Source organism: Bacillus sp. B2-WWTP-C-10-Post-4 (assembly GCF_009183805.1).
GTDB lineage: Bacteria > Bacillota > Bacilli > Bacillales > Bacillaceae_G > Bacillus_A > Bacillus_A cereus.
Genome location: NZ_WEII01000001.1, coordinates 16,499 through 29,825 on the forward strand (window position 1 = coordinate 16,499; position 13,327 = coordinate 29,825).

Below are 13,327 nucleotides of genomic sequence, written 5' to 3' on the forward strand. Positions count from 1 at the left end.
AGAAGAGGTGAAAGCAATGAGTTTTAATTTACGCGGTGCCGTATTAGCGAATGTATCTGGAAATTCACAAGATCAATTACAAGAAACAATCGTCGATGCAATTCAAAGCGGTGAAGAAAAAATGCTTCCAGGTCTTGGCGTTTTATTTGAAGTCATTTGGAAAAACGCTGATGAAAATGAAAAGCACGAAATGTTAGAAACACTAGAGCAAGGATTAAAAAAATAAGTAATTTGAAAATCACCTTTGCATAAGCTAAGGTGATTTTTTTGCAGAAAAATTTTTTCTTCTCCTAAACATTTCTACTTTACTAACGAACTATGATGGAGTACAATGTTCAAAATACATTTAAACCGATCGATTTTTCTTCATATACACCATAAGATAAAAGGAGTGAATGTTTTATGCACCGTATTACGCTTGAACAAATTTTTAAACACCACATTACACAAAAATACGTAAACCGTTCTGGAATGGTCCACGCGATCGCTGTCGCTTACCATGCGTTTCACCTAGCCAAAAAGCATCACGCCTCAGTCGATGCTGCCACAAAAGCTGGCTTCCTTCATGATATCGGACATCATACGTGGTACACAGGCGGCGAATGGGATTATGACTTATATAAAAAGAATGATATCCATGCAATTAAAGGTGCTGAAAGAGCACATAAATTACTTATTAGATTAGGAGAACATCCAAAACTAGCAAAAGAAATTTCTATTGCAATTCTTCTTCATACAGATTCTTTCTTAGTGGAACAAGAAATTGAAAGAACATCGCTTCAAAATATTATTAAATGGGCAGATGAAGCAGATGAAGAACCGGGCGGAGCGCATCATTATCGAACAATTTCTTATGAAAAAGCACTTAAAGCAATTCAGCAATTAGATCGATTGGTAGAGCGTGAATTGCAAATAGAGCAAGCAAAATTGAATAACAAGACAGAACATAGTTATCAATGAGAAAGAGGCATCACTACAGGGTGATACCTCTTTTATTATTTTATGGAAAATACACCTTTATATGTAATATTTAAATATTACGCCTGAAAACAAAATACCTTATAATTAAATATACAAATATAAAGAGGTGATTCTACATATGCAACCCGCTACACAACTTTCTAATGAACAGAAATACTCTATGTCATGGGGACAATTTATTAGCTCCGTTGTATTCGCTTTTTTCGGAACCGGACTTATTACTGTGTTCCTCGCAATGCCCTTAACAATTTATACAGCCGGTCTTACAGATAAAAAACAAATTGCCCTGTATGAATCTATCGTAAATACTGCAAGTATTGTATTACAGCTAGCCGTGTTGTTATTCTTCATTTTTAAATTCGAACCCGCAAAAAAATTACTACTACAATCATTTAACTTTAGAGCACTGAGAGAATGGCGTACATACGTATACTTACTTCTTTTCTTCGCTATAAACATTTTACTCAATTACATCTTGTTAAATTATGTGTTCCAAGACGCAACAAAGCAGCAATCTTCCGCACTAAACTTAGATGTCTTTAAGCAGTATCAAATATTATTACTTCTCGGCTTTGCAATACTCACACCAATTTTTGAAGAGCTTATTTTCCGTGGCTTTATACTTCGCTTTTTCTCAGAACGCTTCCCATTTTGGATTGCAGCGATTATAACAAGCTTCTTCTTCGGTATCGCTCATACATACTCACTTGGCGTAATGGTCATTACTTTCTTCATGGGATTATTAATGGCTATTTTATGTAAAAAAACAAAATCCATTATTCCAGCTATGTTATTTCATATTATGAATAATTTGTTGGCATTCTTGAATTAGAAAGAGGTATCCTCACGATACCTCTTTTATTAATTCGTATGATCACTTCTCATCTCTATCAATTTATACATATTTATTAATAATATCCAAAATAAACCTCATGTAGTAAAATATAACTTAATTCATATAAAGGAGTTTACATATGTTCAGTGTTATTTGGATGCTTTTCACGCCACTTCTCTTACTATGTGGGATTGCTGGTGGTATTTTTTTAATAGTAACAGGAATTAAATATCGGAAATTACTAGTTGGTTTAATGGGGCTACTTAGCCTATCCTTTGTCACACTACCTTTTGTTTTTTTAAGTATAGGAATTAATATGGATACAATCTTCCCCATTCCAACTGCTCTTTACTGGACCCTATTTTCTTTAACTGGATTATTAGCAGGGATAAGTGGATTCCAAGCAAAAATTAAAAGTATACGTAATATGGGATTCATTATTTTTATCGCTGGTATATTAGGAGTTATCTTCTGGGTACTCATGTCTGTAGGTGATTGATTCTATATATAACTTTTTTCGAAACCCACAAATCGGAGGTAATACAGAAGTGTTCGGAATATTAATTTGGATGATTTTAGCTTTTACTTTAATGTTATGCGAATTCATCGTCGGTATTTTTTTAATTATTTCTGGTATGAAATGTCGTAAATCATTTACTATTATAGCTGGTTTCATTAGCATATCTCTTATCGTTGTTCCTATCATTTGTATAGGTTATGGAATAGATTTAGAGGGGATGATTCCAATTTCAGGAACTTTATATTGGGGTCTCTTCTCTTTAGCTGGACTATTAGCTATTATAAGCGGCAGACAAATATCAAGTATTCGTGCTATGGGAACAATTTTGTTTATAACAGGGCTATGCTCCGTAGCTGGTTACCAGCTTTTATATTTAACTGCATAAAGAACACAAAAAAGCAGGGAATTTAATTCCCTGCTTTTCTATTTGGTTTATTGCCTGATGGTAAGAAGAACGATAACACCCAAGCGATACCTGCTAGTATCGTTGCGATTAAGAAGGCATCGTTAATACCGTTAATTGCAGATAGCTTTGAAATTTGTCCATATAATAGTTGTGTGCTCATCGCGTCTCCTGCTTGAGCTGATCCAGCTAAGGCCGCTAAACTTTGCCCCATGCCGTGTATTTTATCAACTAAAATTGGGTTTGATGTTGTTAACATGTTGCCGTAATCTGCTACGTGAGCAGTCGTTTGTTGCGTCATAAGTGTAATTAAAATCGCTGTTCCGATTGAACCCGCTACTTGTCTTGACGTATTTTGCGTTGCTGTACCGTGAGAAATTAATTTCATCGGCAGCGCGTTCATACCAGCCGTCATAATTGGCATCATAATGAATGACATACCAATTGAACGTATAATATAATCCGTCATAATAACGCTATACGGTGTATCCATCGATAATTTTGTAAATTCATATGTCGCATACGTCGTAATTGCCAATCCAATTATCGCTAATGGACGAATGCCATATTTATCGAATAATTTACCCGCTACTGGTCCCATGATCCCCATAATTAATGATCCTGGAAGAAGTAGTAAACCAGATTCAATTGGCGTAAAGCCACGAATGTTTTGCAGATATACTGGAAGCAATAACATACCTCCGAATAATGCCATCGTAACGATTGCGTTAATTACTAAAGTGAAAGTAAATACTGGATATTTAAATACTTGTAAATCAAGCATTTTATTGTCCGTTGTTAACTCTCTCCAAATAAATAACGCTAAACCAATTACACCAATGATAAGTGAAATAACAACTTCTGCACTAGTCCAACTATTATTTCCAGCTTCACTAAATCCGTACAATAAGCTTCCTAGTCCAATACTTGAACTAACCACACCGAATATATCTAATTTCGTTTTAGACACTGGCTGAGCTAGTGTAAAGAATTTTAAAGATAGGAACGTAATAATTAAACCGATAATAAACATCGCATAGAACATTAAGTTCCAGCTATAGTTTTCAATTACCCAACCTGTTACAGTTGGTCCGATAGCTGGAGCTAAAATCATCGCTACACCTAGTAATCCCATCGCCGCTCCGCGTTTATGAGGCGGGAATAACGTCATGAAGATATTCATACCAACCGGCATTAAAATACCCGCACCAACCGCTTGAATTACACGGCCCGTCATCATCATTGTAAAGTTTCCTGAAGTAGCACAAATGATAGATCCTACCGTAAAGAATAACATTGCTGCTACGAATAATTTACGATACGTAAATCGTGAAACTAAAAAGGCACTAATCGGTACTAAAATACCATTTACAAGCATGAAGCCTGTAATTAACCATTGTGCTGTTGAAGTTGATACGTTAAATTCATTCATTAACGGAGGTAATGCAACGTTAATAATTGTTTGGTTTAAAATAGAAACGAACATGCCGAGAATTAATACAGCTACAACTGCTTTTACGTTCACATTCTCTACAGGCGTAGACATTTGTTTTTTCGGCACTTCTTTTTCTTGTTTTACTTCTTCTTGCTTTCCTGTTTCTAACTCAACTACATTAGAAATTTCCGCTTCTTGCTTTCGTTCAATTTCTTTCTCTTCTGTTTCAACTTTACTTATTTCTATTTTACTTACGGCTGGGACTTGTTCTTCTCCCATTTTCGTTTTTTTCTTTCGTAAAAGACGATTTACAAGGAAGAAGACGATTATACAAAATAGTGCATATCCTGCAATTACAATTGAGGACATCTCATCTCCCCCTTACTTATGAATACGAACTGTCACATTCATGCCAGGAACAATATTTACTGATTTGCTATGATCTAAAGAAATTTTAACTGGTACTACTTGTGTTACTTTCGTATAGTTCGCTGTTGCGTTGCTTGATGGCAACATAGAGAATGTATTCGCTGTTGTTAAGCCAACTTGTTCTACTTTTCCTGTTAACGTTGTATCTGGGTATGCATCTACATACACATCTACATCTTGACCTTTTTGAACATCATCAACATCTGTTTCTTCAATGTTTGCTGTTACCCATAAATTGTTCATATCGAATGCGTAAGCAATCGGGCTACCAGCTCCAACGAAAGCATTTGTTGTTGCGTTTGATTGTACAACCGTTGCATTTTGTGGAATTGTTACATCTACTGTTTGTTCTCCATTAGCTGCCGCTACAGTAACAGTACCTAGTTTATCGTTCTCATTATAATTTTTTCCTACTTCAGCTTTCCAGTCAGTTAGTTTACCTGCTACTGGTGAAGCAACCGGAATTACCTTCCCATCAATCTTTGCATTGTCTGTTTTTAAGTAATTTTCCGTTTGGTTGTAATAGTAATAACCGCCAATACCGCCGCCAACTAGTACAATTAATGTGATAATGTTGATAATTACCATTCTTCGAAACTGATTCATTGCATTCCTCTCCTTATATCGCATATAATTTTTTTCTAAACTATTTATGTCCTTATTGTTTAGATTGTTTAATTGTTAATTATATTAACCTTTTAACAAAAAAATCACACCATCTGCAGCGTAAATCGAAATTTATCTACCTGCGAGCGGTGCTGATTTCTGAAGGACTATCGTTTATAATTATAAATAATTATTTTGAATCTACAACCGACAATTTACGTATGAAATGTCGCTTAAACAACAATATAATACCAATATGTTGTTTAAGTATAGAAAATTAAACGAGGAGAAGAAAAATGTCTATTAAAAATACAAATGATCCACGTGTAAAGCGAACGAGACAACTCATTCAGGATGCTTTTGTCGCTTTAGTAGGCGAAAAAGGCTTTGAAAATGTAACTGTGCAACATATCGCAGAACGCGCTCCTGTAAATCGCGCTACATTTTATAGCCATTACCATGATAAATATGACCTATTAGACAAAAGTATTGAAGAAATGTTAGAGAAGCTAGCAGAAGTAATTAAACCGAAAAATAGAAATAAAGAAGATTTTCAACTTACATTTGATTCACCTCACCCTACATTTTTGGCTTTATTCGAACATATCGCAGAAAATGTAAACTTTTATAACGTTATGCTTGGGGATAAAGCTGCCGGAAACTACTCTTATAAAATGATGAAAACAATACAAGTGCATTTAACATTAAGCTTGTCTATTTCACAACCAGATGATGAAGATCTTATGGTTCCTCGTGATATTTTGATTAGTTATGTTACAGGGGCTCACATCGGAATGATTATGTCATGGTTAAAAAGAGGAATGATATATACTCCGCATTTTATGGCGATGCAATTAACTCGTTTAATTATTTTAGGCGCTCATACTGCAGCAGGATTAGAACGGCCTTTTTAAAACATAAAAAAGCGAAGGAGAATCTCCTTCGCTTTTTCTATTAATTAAATGTAATGTTATGTACAGCCTCTTTATCAAGACGTTTAATAACTTCTACAATTAACTTCACTGCATTTTCATAATCATCACGGTGTAACATTGCCGCATGAGAATGGATATAGCGCGTTGCAATTGTAATTGCCATAGAAGGAATACCATTTACAGCAATGTGAATCGCACCCGCATCCGTTCCTCCGCCCGCTACTGAATCATATTGATACGGGATTTGTAATTCATCAGCAACATCAACTACGAAATCACGTAAACCTGTATGTCCAATAACAGAAGCATCATATAAAATGATTTGTGGTCCATCGCCCATTTTACTTTGCGCTTCTTTTGACGTTACACCCGGTGTATCTCCAGCGATACCAACATCTACTGCGAACGCGATATCTGGTTTAATATAATTCGCAGATGTTTTTGCCCCACGAAGACCAACTTCTTCTTGTACAGTTCCAACGCCGTATACAACGTTTGGATGCTTTTCACCTTTTAATTGTTTTAATACGTCAATTGCAATTGCACAACCAATTCGGTTATCCCATGCTTTTGCAAGTAACATTTTTTCATTCTTCATCACTTGGAATTCAAAGTAAGGTACAACTTGATCTCCTGGTCGTACGCCCCACTCCATTGCTTCTTCTTGGCTAGAAGCACCGATATCGATGAACATGTCTTTAATTTCAACTGGCTTTTTACGAGCTTCTGGAGGTAAAATGTGCGGTGGTTTTGAACCAATTACACCTGTTACATCTCCTTTACGCGTTACAATCGTCACGCGTTGCGCAAGCATAACTTGTGACCACCAGCCACCAACCGTTTGGAAGCGAAGGAAACCTTTGTCATCGATTTGTGTAATCATAAATCCAACTTCATCCAAATGACCTGCAACCATAATTTTTGGGCCGTTTTCTTCCCCTACTTTTTTTGCAACTAAACTCCCTAAATTATCAGTAGAAAGTTCGTCCGCAAACGGCTCGATATATTTCTTCATTACTTCACGTGGTTCACGTTCGTTACCAGCAATACCACGTGCGTCCGTTAATTCTTTTAGCATTGTCAATGTCGCGTCTAATTTTGTCATTGCCAACACCCTCCTTTTTCTTCAGTCAATTCATTATACAATAATTAAATTGAAATATTCAAAAATTAAATTAATATCCTTGTGTTTGACGCTGATGATTTACTTCATTTTTATCTAAATATGCTTTTTCAATCTCTTCTTGCTCAAATTCAAGTGCTTGTCCAAGTCGAAGATAGCTCGTAAATAATTCAATATAGTTTGTAATAGATGGTTGATCTGTAAAACGAATTACTTTCGCATATGTGTCTAAGAAAATTTCCACTTGTGTTTTATTCGTTTGTGCACATTTATAGAATAGGAAGTTTTTATCAATACCTAAATCAATTCCGATTGATAAAATAAAATGCAAACCATCTACGTATTCTTCTAATATTACTTCACGTTCCGATGCTGGTTTGTTGCTCCAATATTTAAAACAACGTGTTTCATTTGCAAGTTCTCCAATTTCTACAAGAAGAGCTAACATTTTTTCTTTTAACAATTTTTTCGGTTGTAAGTCATGTTCTTTTGCAATACGGTCATCTAATTCTTTTTGTAATTTAAATAGTTGTAGTAAGTCCATTCTATTGTCCTCCTCCAACATCGCATTTTACGCAACAATGTTGTTTCATCTCAAAGTTCATTATTATGTTTCAGTTCTTATGAATAAGTCAGCTATCTAACTCTTTATAAAATAGCTTGTCCTTAATTTACAAATACGTTTCAGTCATCGCTCTTAAATTGTTCATCTGATGAAAGTTCCATATCATCTTTCCATTATAGCAGTGTCGTTTCGGCTAGGAAAGATACTCTTCTTTCCAAACGAGCAGAATTGAAAAAAGCCAGGAGTATTCTCCTGACTTCATATGTATATTCTTCTATACTGCTATAACTTTTATATTGATTTTGTCATATTGATAACGACATAGTCGTTAATCTTTAGAATTTCTTTCACTTCTAACTTCTATTTGAATACAAATAAAAAAACCTTAGAAGAAAATTCTTCTAAGGTTTCAACTAATTAATTAGTTAATGTTGTTTTTTGCAACTGTTGCTAATTCAGCGAAAGCTTTTTCGTCATGAACAGCTAAGTCAGCAAGCATCTTGCGGTTAACTTCGATGCCAGCATTTTTAAGACCGTGCATTAAGCGGCTGTAAGAAAGACCATTCATACGAGCTGCTGCGTTGATACGTGTAATCCATAATTTACGGAAGTCACGTTTCTTTTGACGGCGGTCACGGAATGCATACATTAGAGATTTCATAACCTGTTGGTTAGCAACCTTGAATAATGTATTTTTTGAACCGTAGTAACCTTTTGCTAATTTAATTACTTTTTTACGACGTTGACGAGTAACTGTACCACCTTTTACTCTTGGCATAATATTACCTCCTAATTGTTCTATATATCAGCCGAACTTATTTTAAGTTGTCAAGCATTTGACGAATGCGTTTGAAGTCACCAGCGCTTACTACACCAGCTTTACGTAGTTTACGTTTAGCTTTTGTAGATTTGTTAGCGAATAAATGGCTTGTGTAAGCGTGAGAACGTTTCAGTTTACCTGATCCAGTCTTTTTGAAACGCTTTGCAGCGCCGCGATGAGTTTTTTGTTTAGGCATAGGTATTTCCTCCTCTATCTATTACTTATCGTTTTTCGGTGCTAAAACTAAGAACATACTGCGTCCTTCCATTTTAGGCTTAGATTCAACTGTACTAACTTCAGCACAAGCTTCTGAGAAGCGATCTAAAACACGTTGACCGATTTCTTTATGAGTAATGGCACGTCCTTTAAAGCGAATTGACGCTTTAACCTTGTCGCCTTTCTCTAAAAACTTGATAGCATTACGAAGTTTTGTGTTAAAGTCGTGTTCATCAATTGTTGGACTTAAACGAACTTCTTTCATGCTAATTACTTTTTGATTTTTGCGCTGCTCTTTTTCTTTCTTCTGTTGCTCAAAGCGGAATTTACCGTAGTCCATAATGCGGCATACTGGCGGTTTCGCATTTGGAGCAACTAATACTAAATCAAGATTAAGATTTGCAGCTAAGTCTAAAGCGTCATTACGAGACTTGATTCCAAGTTGATCGCCATTTGCGCCAACTAAACGTACTTCACGTGCACGAATTTGCTCGTTAATCATCATATCCTTGCTAATAGTAAGCCACCTCCAAGGTTTTCTCAGAACATATTTTGTAGTCATAGAACCCGAACAAAAAAAGTGCGGGCATACGACACCCACACTTGTAAAATCTTAAGTAAGAAATACATTTACCTGTTAACTGCGAATGCGTCCATCAGGTGAGAAGCGGGTGCTTCTACTTGTTCCACAAAACAATATTCTATTATCCTTGATGAGTTTATCATAGGACATGACGTCTGTCAAGAAGACGCGATGTGTTTTACTAACAACAAGAAATATTGTAACAAACAACTAACATACTTGCAATACTTTTTTATGATAAGTGTCACATGGTTATTTTTTCTAATTTCTCTCGAGTATATTACATAAAAAAGCCGCGGTATACCGCGGCTTTTTCTTATCGTTTTCCTTCTACTTTAATCATGTCAACAAAAGCATCTAATGCGATTGTTTCTGATTTTTGTTCACCATATTTACGTACGTTTACGCCGTTTTCAGTTACTTCATTGTCACCTACTACAAGCATGTACGGAATTTTTTGCATTTGTGCTTCACGGATTTTGTAACCTATCTTCTCTTCACGAGTGTCTAATTCAACACGGATACCAGCACGACGCAATTCGTCTTGTACTTTTTTCGCATAGTCTAAATGTACTTGCGGAGAAACTGGAATTACTTGTACTTGAACTGGAGCTAACCATGTTGGGAATGCACCTTTGTATTCTTCAATTAAGAAGGCTACAAAACGTTCCATAGTTGATACAACACCACGGTGAATTACAACTGGACGATGTTGTTTACCGTCTTCACCAACGTATGATAATTCAAAGCGTTCTGGAAGTAAGAAGTCTAATTGTACAGTTGAAAGTGTTTCGTCTTTTCCAAGAGCAGTACGAACTTGAACATCAAGTTTTGGACCGTAGAATGCCGCTTCACCTTCAGCTTCATAGTAATCAAGACCCATTTCATCCATAGCTTCTTTTAACATACCTTGTGCTTTTTCCCACATCTCATCATCCGCATAATACTTTTTAGTATCTGCTGGGTCGCGGTAAGATAGACGGAATGAGTAGTTCTCTAAACCGAAATCTTTGTACACTTCTAGAGTTAAGTTTACAACACGTTTTAACTCTTCTTTAATTTGATCTGGACGAACGAAAATGTGCGCATCGTTTAAAGTCATTCCGCGTACACGTTGTAATCCAGATAACGCACCTGACATTTCATAACGGTGCATTGTTCCAAGTTCTGCAATACGGATTGGTAATTCACGGTAGCTGTGAATATCATTTTTATAAACCATCATATGATGAGGACAGTTCATTGGACGAAGAACTAATTCTTCGTTATCCATTTCCATTGATGGGAACATGCCATCACGGTAGTGGTTCCAGTGACCAGAAGTTTCATAAAGCTCTCTGCTCCCTAGTACTGGAGTATATACGTGATCATAGCCTAAGCTTGCTTCTTTATCAACGATGTAACGCTCGATAATGCGGCGGATTGTTGCACCTTTTGGTAACCAAAGTGGTAAACCTTGTCCTACTTTTTGGCTATTAGTAAATAGTTTTAATTCTTTACCTAATTTACGGTGATCGCGCTCTTTCGCTTCTTCAAGCATACGTAAGTGCTCATCTAATTCTGCTTTCTTAACGAATGCAGTACCGTAAATACGTTGTAGCATTTTATTATTGCTATCGCCGCGCCAGTAAGCACCTGCAACGCTTAATAATTTAAACACTTTAATTTTCCCTGTAGATGGAAGGTGAACACCACGACAAAGGTCGAAAAATTCGCCTTGCTCATAGATTGAAATAACTGCATCTTCTGGAAGATCGTTAATTAAATCTAATTTTAACTCATCGCCGATTTCTTCAAAGCGACGAATTGCTTCTGCACGTGGTACTTCATGACGAACGATTTCTAAGTTCTCGTTCACGATTTTTTGCATTTCTTTTTCGATTTTCTTGAAGTCTTCAACTGTAATTGCTTCTTCCATATCAATATCGTAGTAGAAGCCATTTTCAATTACTGGACCAATGCCAAGCTCAACCTTAACATCTTTATATAAACGTTTTAACGCTTGTGCTAAAAGGTGGGCTGTTGAATGGCGTAAAATATATAGGCCATCTTCAGAATCTAATGTAATGATAGAAACTGCACCATCTTCTTCGATTGGTGTAACAAGATCGATCATCTCATCGTTTAATTTTCCAGCTACAGCTTTTTTCTTTAAGCCTGGGCTAATAGAAGCTGCGATTTCTTCAGTTGTTACGCCTTTTGGAAACTCCTTCACAGCTCCATCAGGGAAAGTAATTTTAACTACATCTGCCATCACTGGTCACTCCTCTTTTTCTCAAAATAAAAAACACTCATCCCGTAAAAAGGGACGAGTGTTGAATTCGTGGTTCCACCCTTGTTCCAATTAACATAATTGTTAATTGCTCAAGTTCAACATAACGGTGTTGTCCGTTAGCAATTACTAGAAAAACCGTTCACTGCTAAAGTTTAGAGGTGGTAAGTAATAATCCCGTACTAGGAAGCTCACACCCTAAGGCTTCCCTCTCTGAAAATCGTAGAAAACTACTCATGTCCTCATCATGACATTTCAATATATTTCATTTATGTAGGTAATTATATGCTCAAAAACTTAGAAAATCAAGGGCGTTACCTTTATTTTTTAAATTTTTCACATTGCGCTCAAAATCATGTAATCCATGTAATTGGACCCGTTCTTGGAACACATTTCGCAAAGTAATAATCATATTATGGTCTTGTTCTTTCGTATATAAATAAATCTTTTTAGGCGAAATAGAAAGAAGCGGCGCAATTACTTTCGTATCAATATATACATCATTTTGCTTTAATAATTCCTCATCTATATATTGGACCAACTTCTCCTGTTTTAAACGTCTACCTTTATCATCATAAAAGATAAAGCTTTCATCAAAAATAAGATGCACGCAAGACAAACGTGATTTACGGCTACTTACTTGTTGCCGAAGCGTCTCAATGAACATTTGGTATTCTTGCTCCATCTTATATTCATCAATTGCCACTTCCGCAAGTTTAGCCACCATTTCCCTATATGTACGAAGACGAAAACGGATATATGATGAAAACGAGAATGAGAGCGGATCACAAAGCCAATTATTTAAAGAAGACTTAATATATGACTCAAATGCGTTACGCGTTAAATCCTGAGCTACACCTTTTCTTCTTCCCTTTAAAATCTCATGTGCCATGTGCAATATTTGATGACACTCTTCTTGTTCTTCATAAAAAAACTTTTCTTTTAAAATCGTATAAATCCACTCATTTTGTTTCACATTCACAATGAAATACACCATTACTGGCAATAAGATTTTTTCAATATAATTCGATTCACGTACTGGTATGTGAATCACCACTTTTTGTTCCTGTAAATACACACTCGTTTCCTTATATAACACTTCCGCTCTTTTCAGCAATTGTCTATATACGTGCATAGCATCATTTTTTTCTTCGAAGCAAATTTCAATCACTTTTGTCCCCCCTTTTATCCCCGCTCTAAAGGACTGTATCTATACGTTACAAATCCTATAAGAGTCCGTCCCGCGTGAATTTCACTCTTAGTAGAATCACATTTCCTATCGTTAGAAAATCCACTCAATATGGCTTGCTAATTTTATATATATTAAGGGAGGGAGAAAAAAATGATACAAGCTACTATGAATTTTTATTGTATACTTTACTTATCAATAAAAGGGGGTATCTGAATGTTTGAATATAAATTCGTAAAAGTCGAATTACATTGGGGGTTCACTCGCTCAAAACCAGCTGAAGACTACCAAGAAATTATTCAAGAACATGCTAGAGATGGCTGGAGGTTCGTACAGATTGTTGCCCCTACGATTGGCAGTTCTGGACAACCTGAATATTTCGACCTCATATTTGAAAAGAAAATATCACTATAAT

General features: G+C 35.8%; 16 protein-coding genes and 2 other annotated features. Of the genes, 7 read left to right on the forward strand and 9 right to left on the reverse strand.

Annotated features, from left to right (window positions below):
* The first annotated feature begins 16 nt into the window (after window positions 1-16).
* From sspI to GBN78_RS00095, 5 genes are all read left to right on the forward strand, one after another.
* The gene (gene sspI / locus GBN78_RS00075; protein WP_000009509.1) at window positions 17-226 is read left to right on the forward strand and encodes a small acid-soluble spore protein SspI; all 210 of its coding nucleotides are present in this window, start codon (window positions 17-19) and stop codon (window positions 224-226) included.
* A gap of 176 nt (window positions 227-402) precedes the next feature.
* Complete coding sequence (locus GBN78_RS00080) at window positions 403-960, forward strand: HD domain-containing protein (protein WP_000554786.1); 558 nt, start codon at window positions 403-405, stop codon at window positions 958-960.
* A 139-nt stretch (window positions 961-1,099) separates the two neighbouring features.
* The gene (locus tag GBN78_RS00085; RefSeq protein WP_001182124.1) at window positions 1,100-1,813 is read left to right on the forward strand and encodes a CPBP family intramembrane glutamic endopeptidase; all 714 of its coding nucleotides are present in this window, start codon (window positions 1,100-1,102) and stop codon (window positions 1,811-1,813) included.
* A gap of 142 nt (window positions 1,814-1,955) precedes the next feature.
* Window positions 1,956-2,315: a hypothetical protein gene (locus GBN78_RS00090; RefSeq protein WP_000493174.1), complete on the forward strand. Its 360-nt coding sequence runs from the start codon at window positions 1,956-1,958 to the stop codon at window positions 2,313-2,315.
* Window positions 2,316-2,364: 49 nt separating this feature from the next.
* Window positions 2,365-2,721, forward strand: a complete 357-nt coding sequence (locus GBN78_RS00095) for a hypothetical protein (RefSeq protein ID WP_009326389.1) — start codon at window positions 2,365-2,367, stop codon at window positions 2,719-2,721.
* A gap of 22 nt (window positions 2,722-2,743) precedes the next feature.
* Here the strand turns inward: GBN78_RS00095 and GBN78_RS00100 are convergent, their stop codons facing one another.
* A complete protein-coding gene (locus GBN78_RS00100) occupies window positions 2,744-4,543 on the reverse strand; it encodes a DHA2 family efflux MFS transporter permease subunit (RefSeq protein ID WP_000095269.1) in 1,800 nt (599 codons plus the stop codon).
* Between the two features lie 12 nt (window positions 4,544-4,555).
* Entirely contained in the window at window positions 4,556-5,209 is a 654-nt protein-coding gene (locus tag GBN78_RS00105) for an HlyD family secretion protein (protein WP_001071419.1), read from the reverse strand.
* Window positions 5,210-5,505: 296 nt separating this feature from the next.
* Here GBN78_RS00105 and GBN78_RS00110 point away from each other — a divergent pair, with 296 nt between their 5' ends.
* Window positions 5,506-6,123 (forward strand): TetR/AcrR family transcriptional regulator, encoded by a 618-nt coding sequence (locus GBN78_RS00110; RefSeq protein WP_000023661.1) that lies wholly within the window; start codon window positions 5,506-5,508, stop codon window positions 6,121-6,123.
* Between the two features lie 40 nt (window positions 6,124-6,163).
* Here the strand turns inward: GBN78_RS00110 and GBN78_RS00115 are convergent, their stop codons facing one another.
* From GBN78_RS00115 to ytxC, 7 genes are all read right to left on the reverse strand, one after another.
* On the reverse strand, window positions 6,164-7,249 hold the full coding sequence (locus GBN78_RS00115) for a M42 family metallopeptidase (RefSeq protein WP_000163557.1): 1,086 nt from the start codon (window positions 7,247-7,249) through the stop codon (window positions 6,164-6,166).
* A 70-nt stretch (window positions 7,250-7,319) separates the two neighbouring features.
* Entirely contained in the window at window positions 7,320-7,811 is a 492-nt protein-coding gene (locus tag GBN78_RS00120; protein WP_000365050.1) for a dUTP diphosphatase, read from the reverse strand.
* Between the two features lie 442 nt (window positions 7,812-8,253).
* Window positions 8,254-8,610 carry a 50S ribosomal protein L20 gene (rplT, locus tag GBN78_RS00125; protein WP_001138362.1) on the reverse strand — a complete coding sequence of 119 codons (357 nt, stop codon included), beginning with the start codon at window positions 8,608-8,610 and terminating at the stop codon, window positions 8,254-8,256.
* 37 nt (window positions 8,611-8,647) lie between these two features.
* The gene (gene rpmI / locus GBN78_RS00130) at window positions 8,648-8,848 is read right to left on the reverse strand and encodes a 50S ribosomal protein L35 (RefSeq protein ID WP_001125945.1); all 201 of its coding nucleotides are present in this window, start codon (window positions 8,846-8,848) and stop codon (window positions 8,648-8,650) included.
* A gap of 21 nt (window positions 8,849-8,869) precedes the next feature.
* Window positions 8,870-9,373 carry a translation initiation factor IF-3 gene (infC, locus tag GBN78_RS00135; RefSeq protein WP_000973215.1) on the reverse strand — a complete coding sequence of 168 codons (504 nt, stop codon included), beginning with the start codon at window positions 9,371-9,373 and terminating at the stop codon, window positions 8,870-8,872.
* A 63-nt stretch (window positions 9,374-9,436) separates the two neighbouring features.
* Window positions 9,437-9,557: a sequence feature (ribosomal protein L20 leader region), on the reverse strand.
* A gap of 210 nt (window positions 9,558-9,767) precedes the next feature.
* The gene (thrS, locus tag GBN78_RS00140) at window positions 9,768-11,705 is read right to left on the reverse strand and encodes a threonine--tRNA ligase (RefSeq protein WP_000786083.1); all 1,938 of its coding nucleotides are present in this window, start codon (window positions 11,703-11,705) and stop codon (window positions 9,768-9,770) included.
* Window positions 11,706-11,752: 47 nt separating this feature from the next.
* Window positions 11,753-11,981 (reverse strand) — a binding site (T-box leader).
* A 31-nt stretch (window positions 11,982-12,012) separates the two neighbouring features.
* Entirely contained in the window at window positions 12,013-12,894 is an 882-nt protein-coding gene (gene ytxC, locus GBN78_RS00145) for a putative sporulation protein YtxC (protein WP_000569629.1), read from the reverse strand.
* Window positions 12,895-13,128: 234 nt separating this feature from the next.
* Here ytxC and GBN78_RS00150 point away from each other — a divergent pair, with 234 nt between their 5' ends.
* Window positions 13,129-13,326 carry a DUF4177 domain-containing protein gene (locus GBN78_RS00150; RefSeq protein ID WP_000464457.1) on the forward strand — a complete coding sequence of 66 codons (198 nt, stop codon included), beginning with the start codon at window positions 13,129-13,131 and terminating at the stop codon, window positions 13,324-13,326.
* The last annotated feature ends 1 nt before the right edge of the window (window position 13,327 follow it).

Excerpts from the sequence above, each read along its gene's own strand:
- sspI (WP_000009509.1), top strand. The coding sequence starts at position 17 with ATGAGTTTTAATTTACGCGGTGCCGTATTAGCGAATGTATCTGGAAAT.
- GBN78_RS00080 (WP_000554786.1), top strand. The coding sequence starts at position 403 with ATGCACCGTATTACGCTTGAACAAATTTTTAAACACCACATTACACAA.
- GBN78_RS00085 (WP_001182124.1), top strand. The coding sequence starts at position 1,100 with ATGCAACCCGCTACACAACTTTCTAATGAACAGAAATACTCTATGTCA.
- GBN78_RS00090 (WP_000493174.1), top strand. The coding sequence starts at position 1,956 with ATGTTCAGTGTTATTTGGATGCTTTTCACGCCACTTCTCTTACTATGT.
- GBN78_RS00100 (WP_000095269.1), bottom strand. The coding sequence starts at position 4,543 with ATGTCCTCAATTGTAATTGCAGGATATGCACTATTTTGTATAATCGTC.
- GBN78_RS00105 (WP_001071419.1), bottom strand. The coding sequence starts at position 5,209 with ATGAATCAGTTTCGAAGAATGGTAATTATCAACATTATCACATTAATT.
- GBN78_RS00110 (WP_000023661.1), top strand. The coding sequence starts at position 5,506 with ATGTCTATTAAAAATACAAATGATCCACGTGTAAAGCGAACGAGACAA.
- GBN78_RS00115 (WP_000163557.1), bottom strand. The coding sequence starts at position 7,249 with ATGACAAAATTAGACGCGACATTGACAATGCTAAAAGAATTAACGGAC.
- GBN78_RS00120 (WP_000365050.1), bottom strand. The coding sequence starts at position 7,811 with ATGGACTTACTACAACTATTTAAATTACAAAAAGAATTAGATGACCGT.
- rplT (WP_001138362.1), bottom strand. The coding sequence starts at position 8,610 with ATGCCAAGAGTAAAAGGTGGTACAGTTACTCGTCAACGTCGTAAAAAA.
- rpmI (WP_001125945.1), bottom strand. The coding sequence starts at position 8,848 with ATGCCTAAACAAAAAACTCATCGCGGCGCTGCAAAGCGTTTCAAAAAG.
- infC (WP_000973215.1), bottom strand. The coding sequence starts at position 9,373 with ATGATGATTAACGAGCAAATTCGTGCACGTGAAGTACGTTTAGTTGGC.
- thrS (WP_000786083.1), bottom strand. The coding sequence starts at position 11,705 with ATGGCAGATGTAGTTAAAATTACTTTCCCTGATGGAGCTGTGAAGGAG.
- GBN78_RS00150 (WP_000464457.1), top strand. The coding sequence starts at position 13,129 with ATGTTTGAATATAAATTCGTAAAAGTCGAATTACATTGGGGGTTCACT.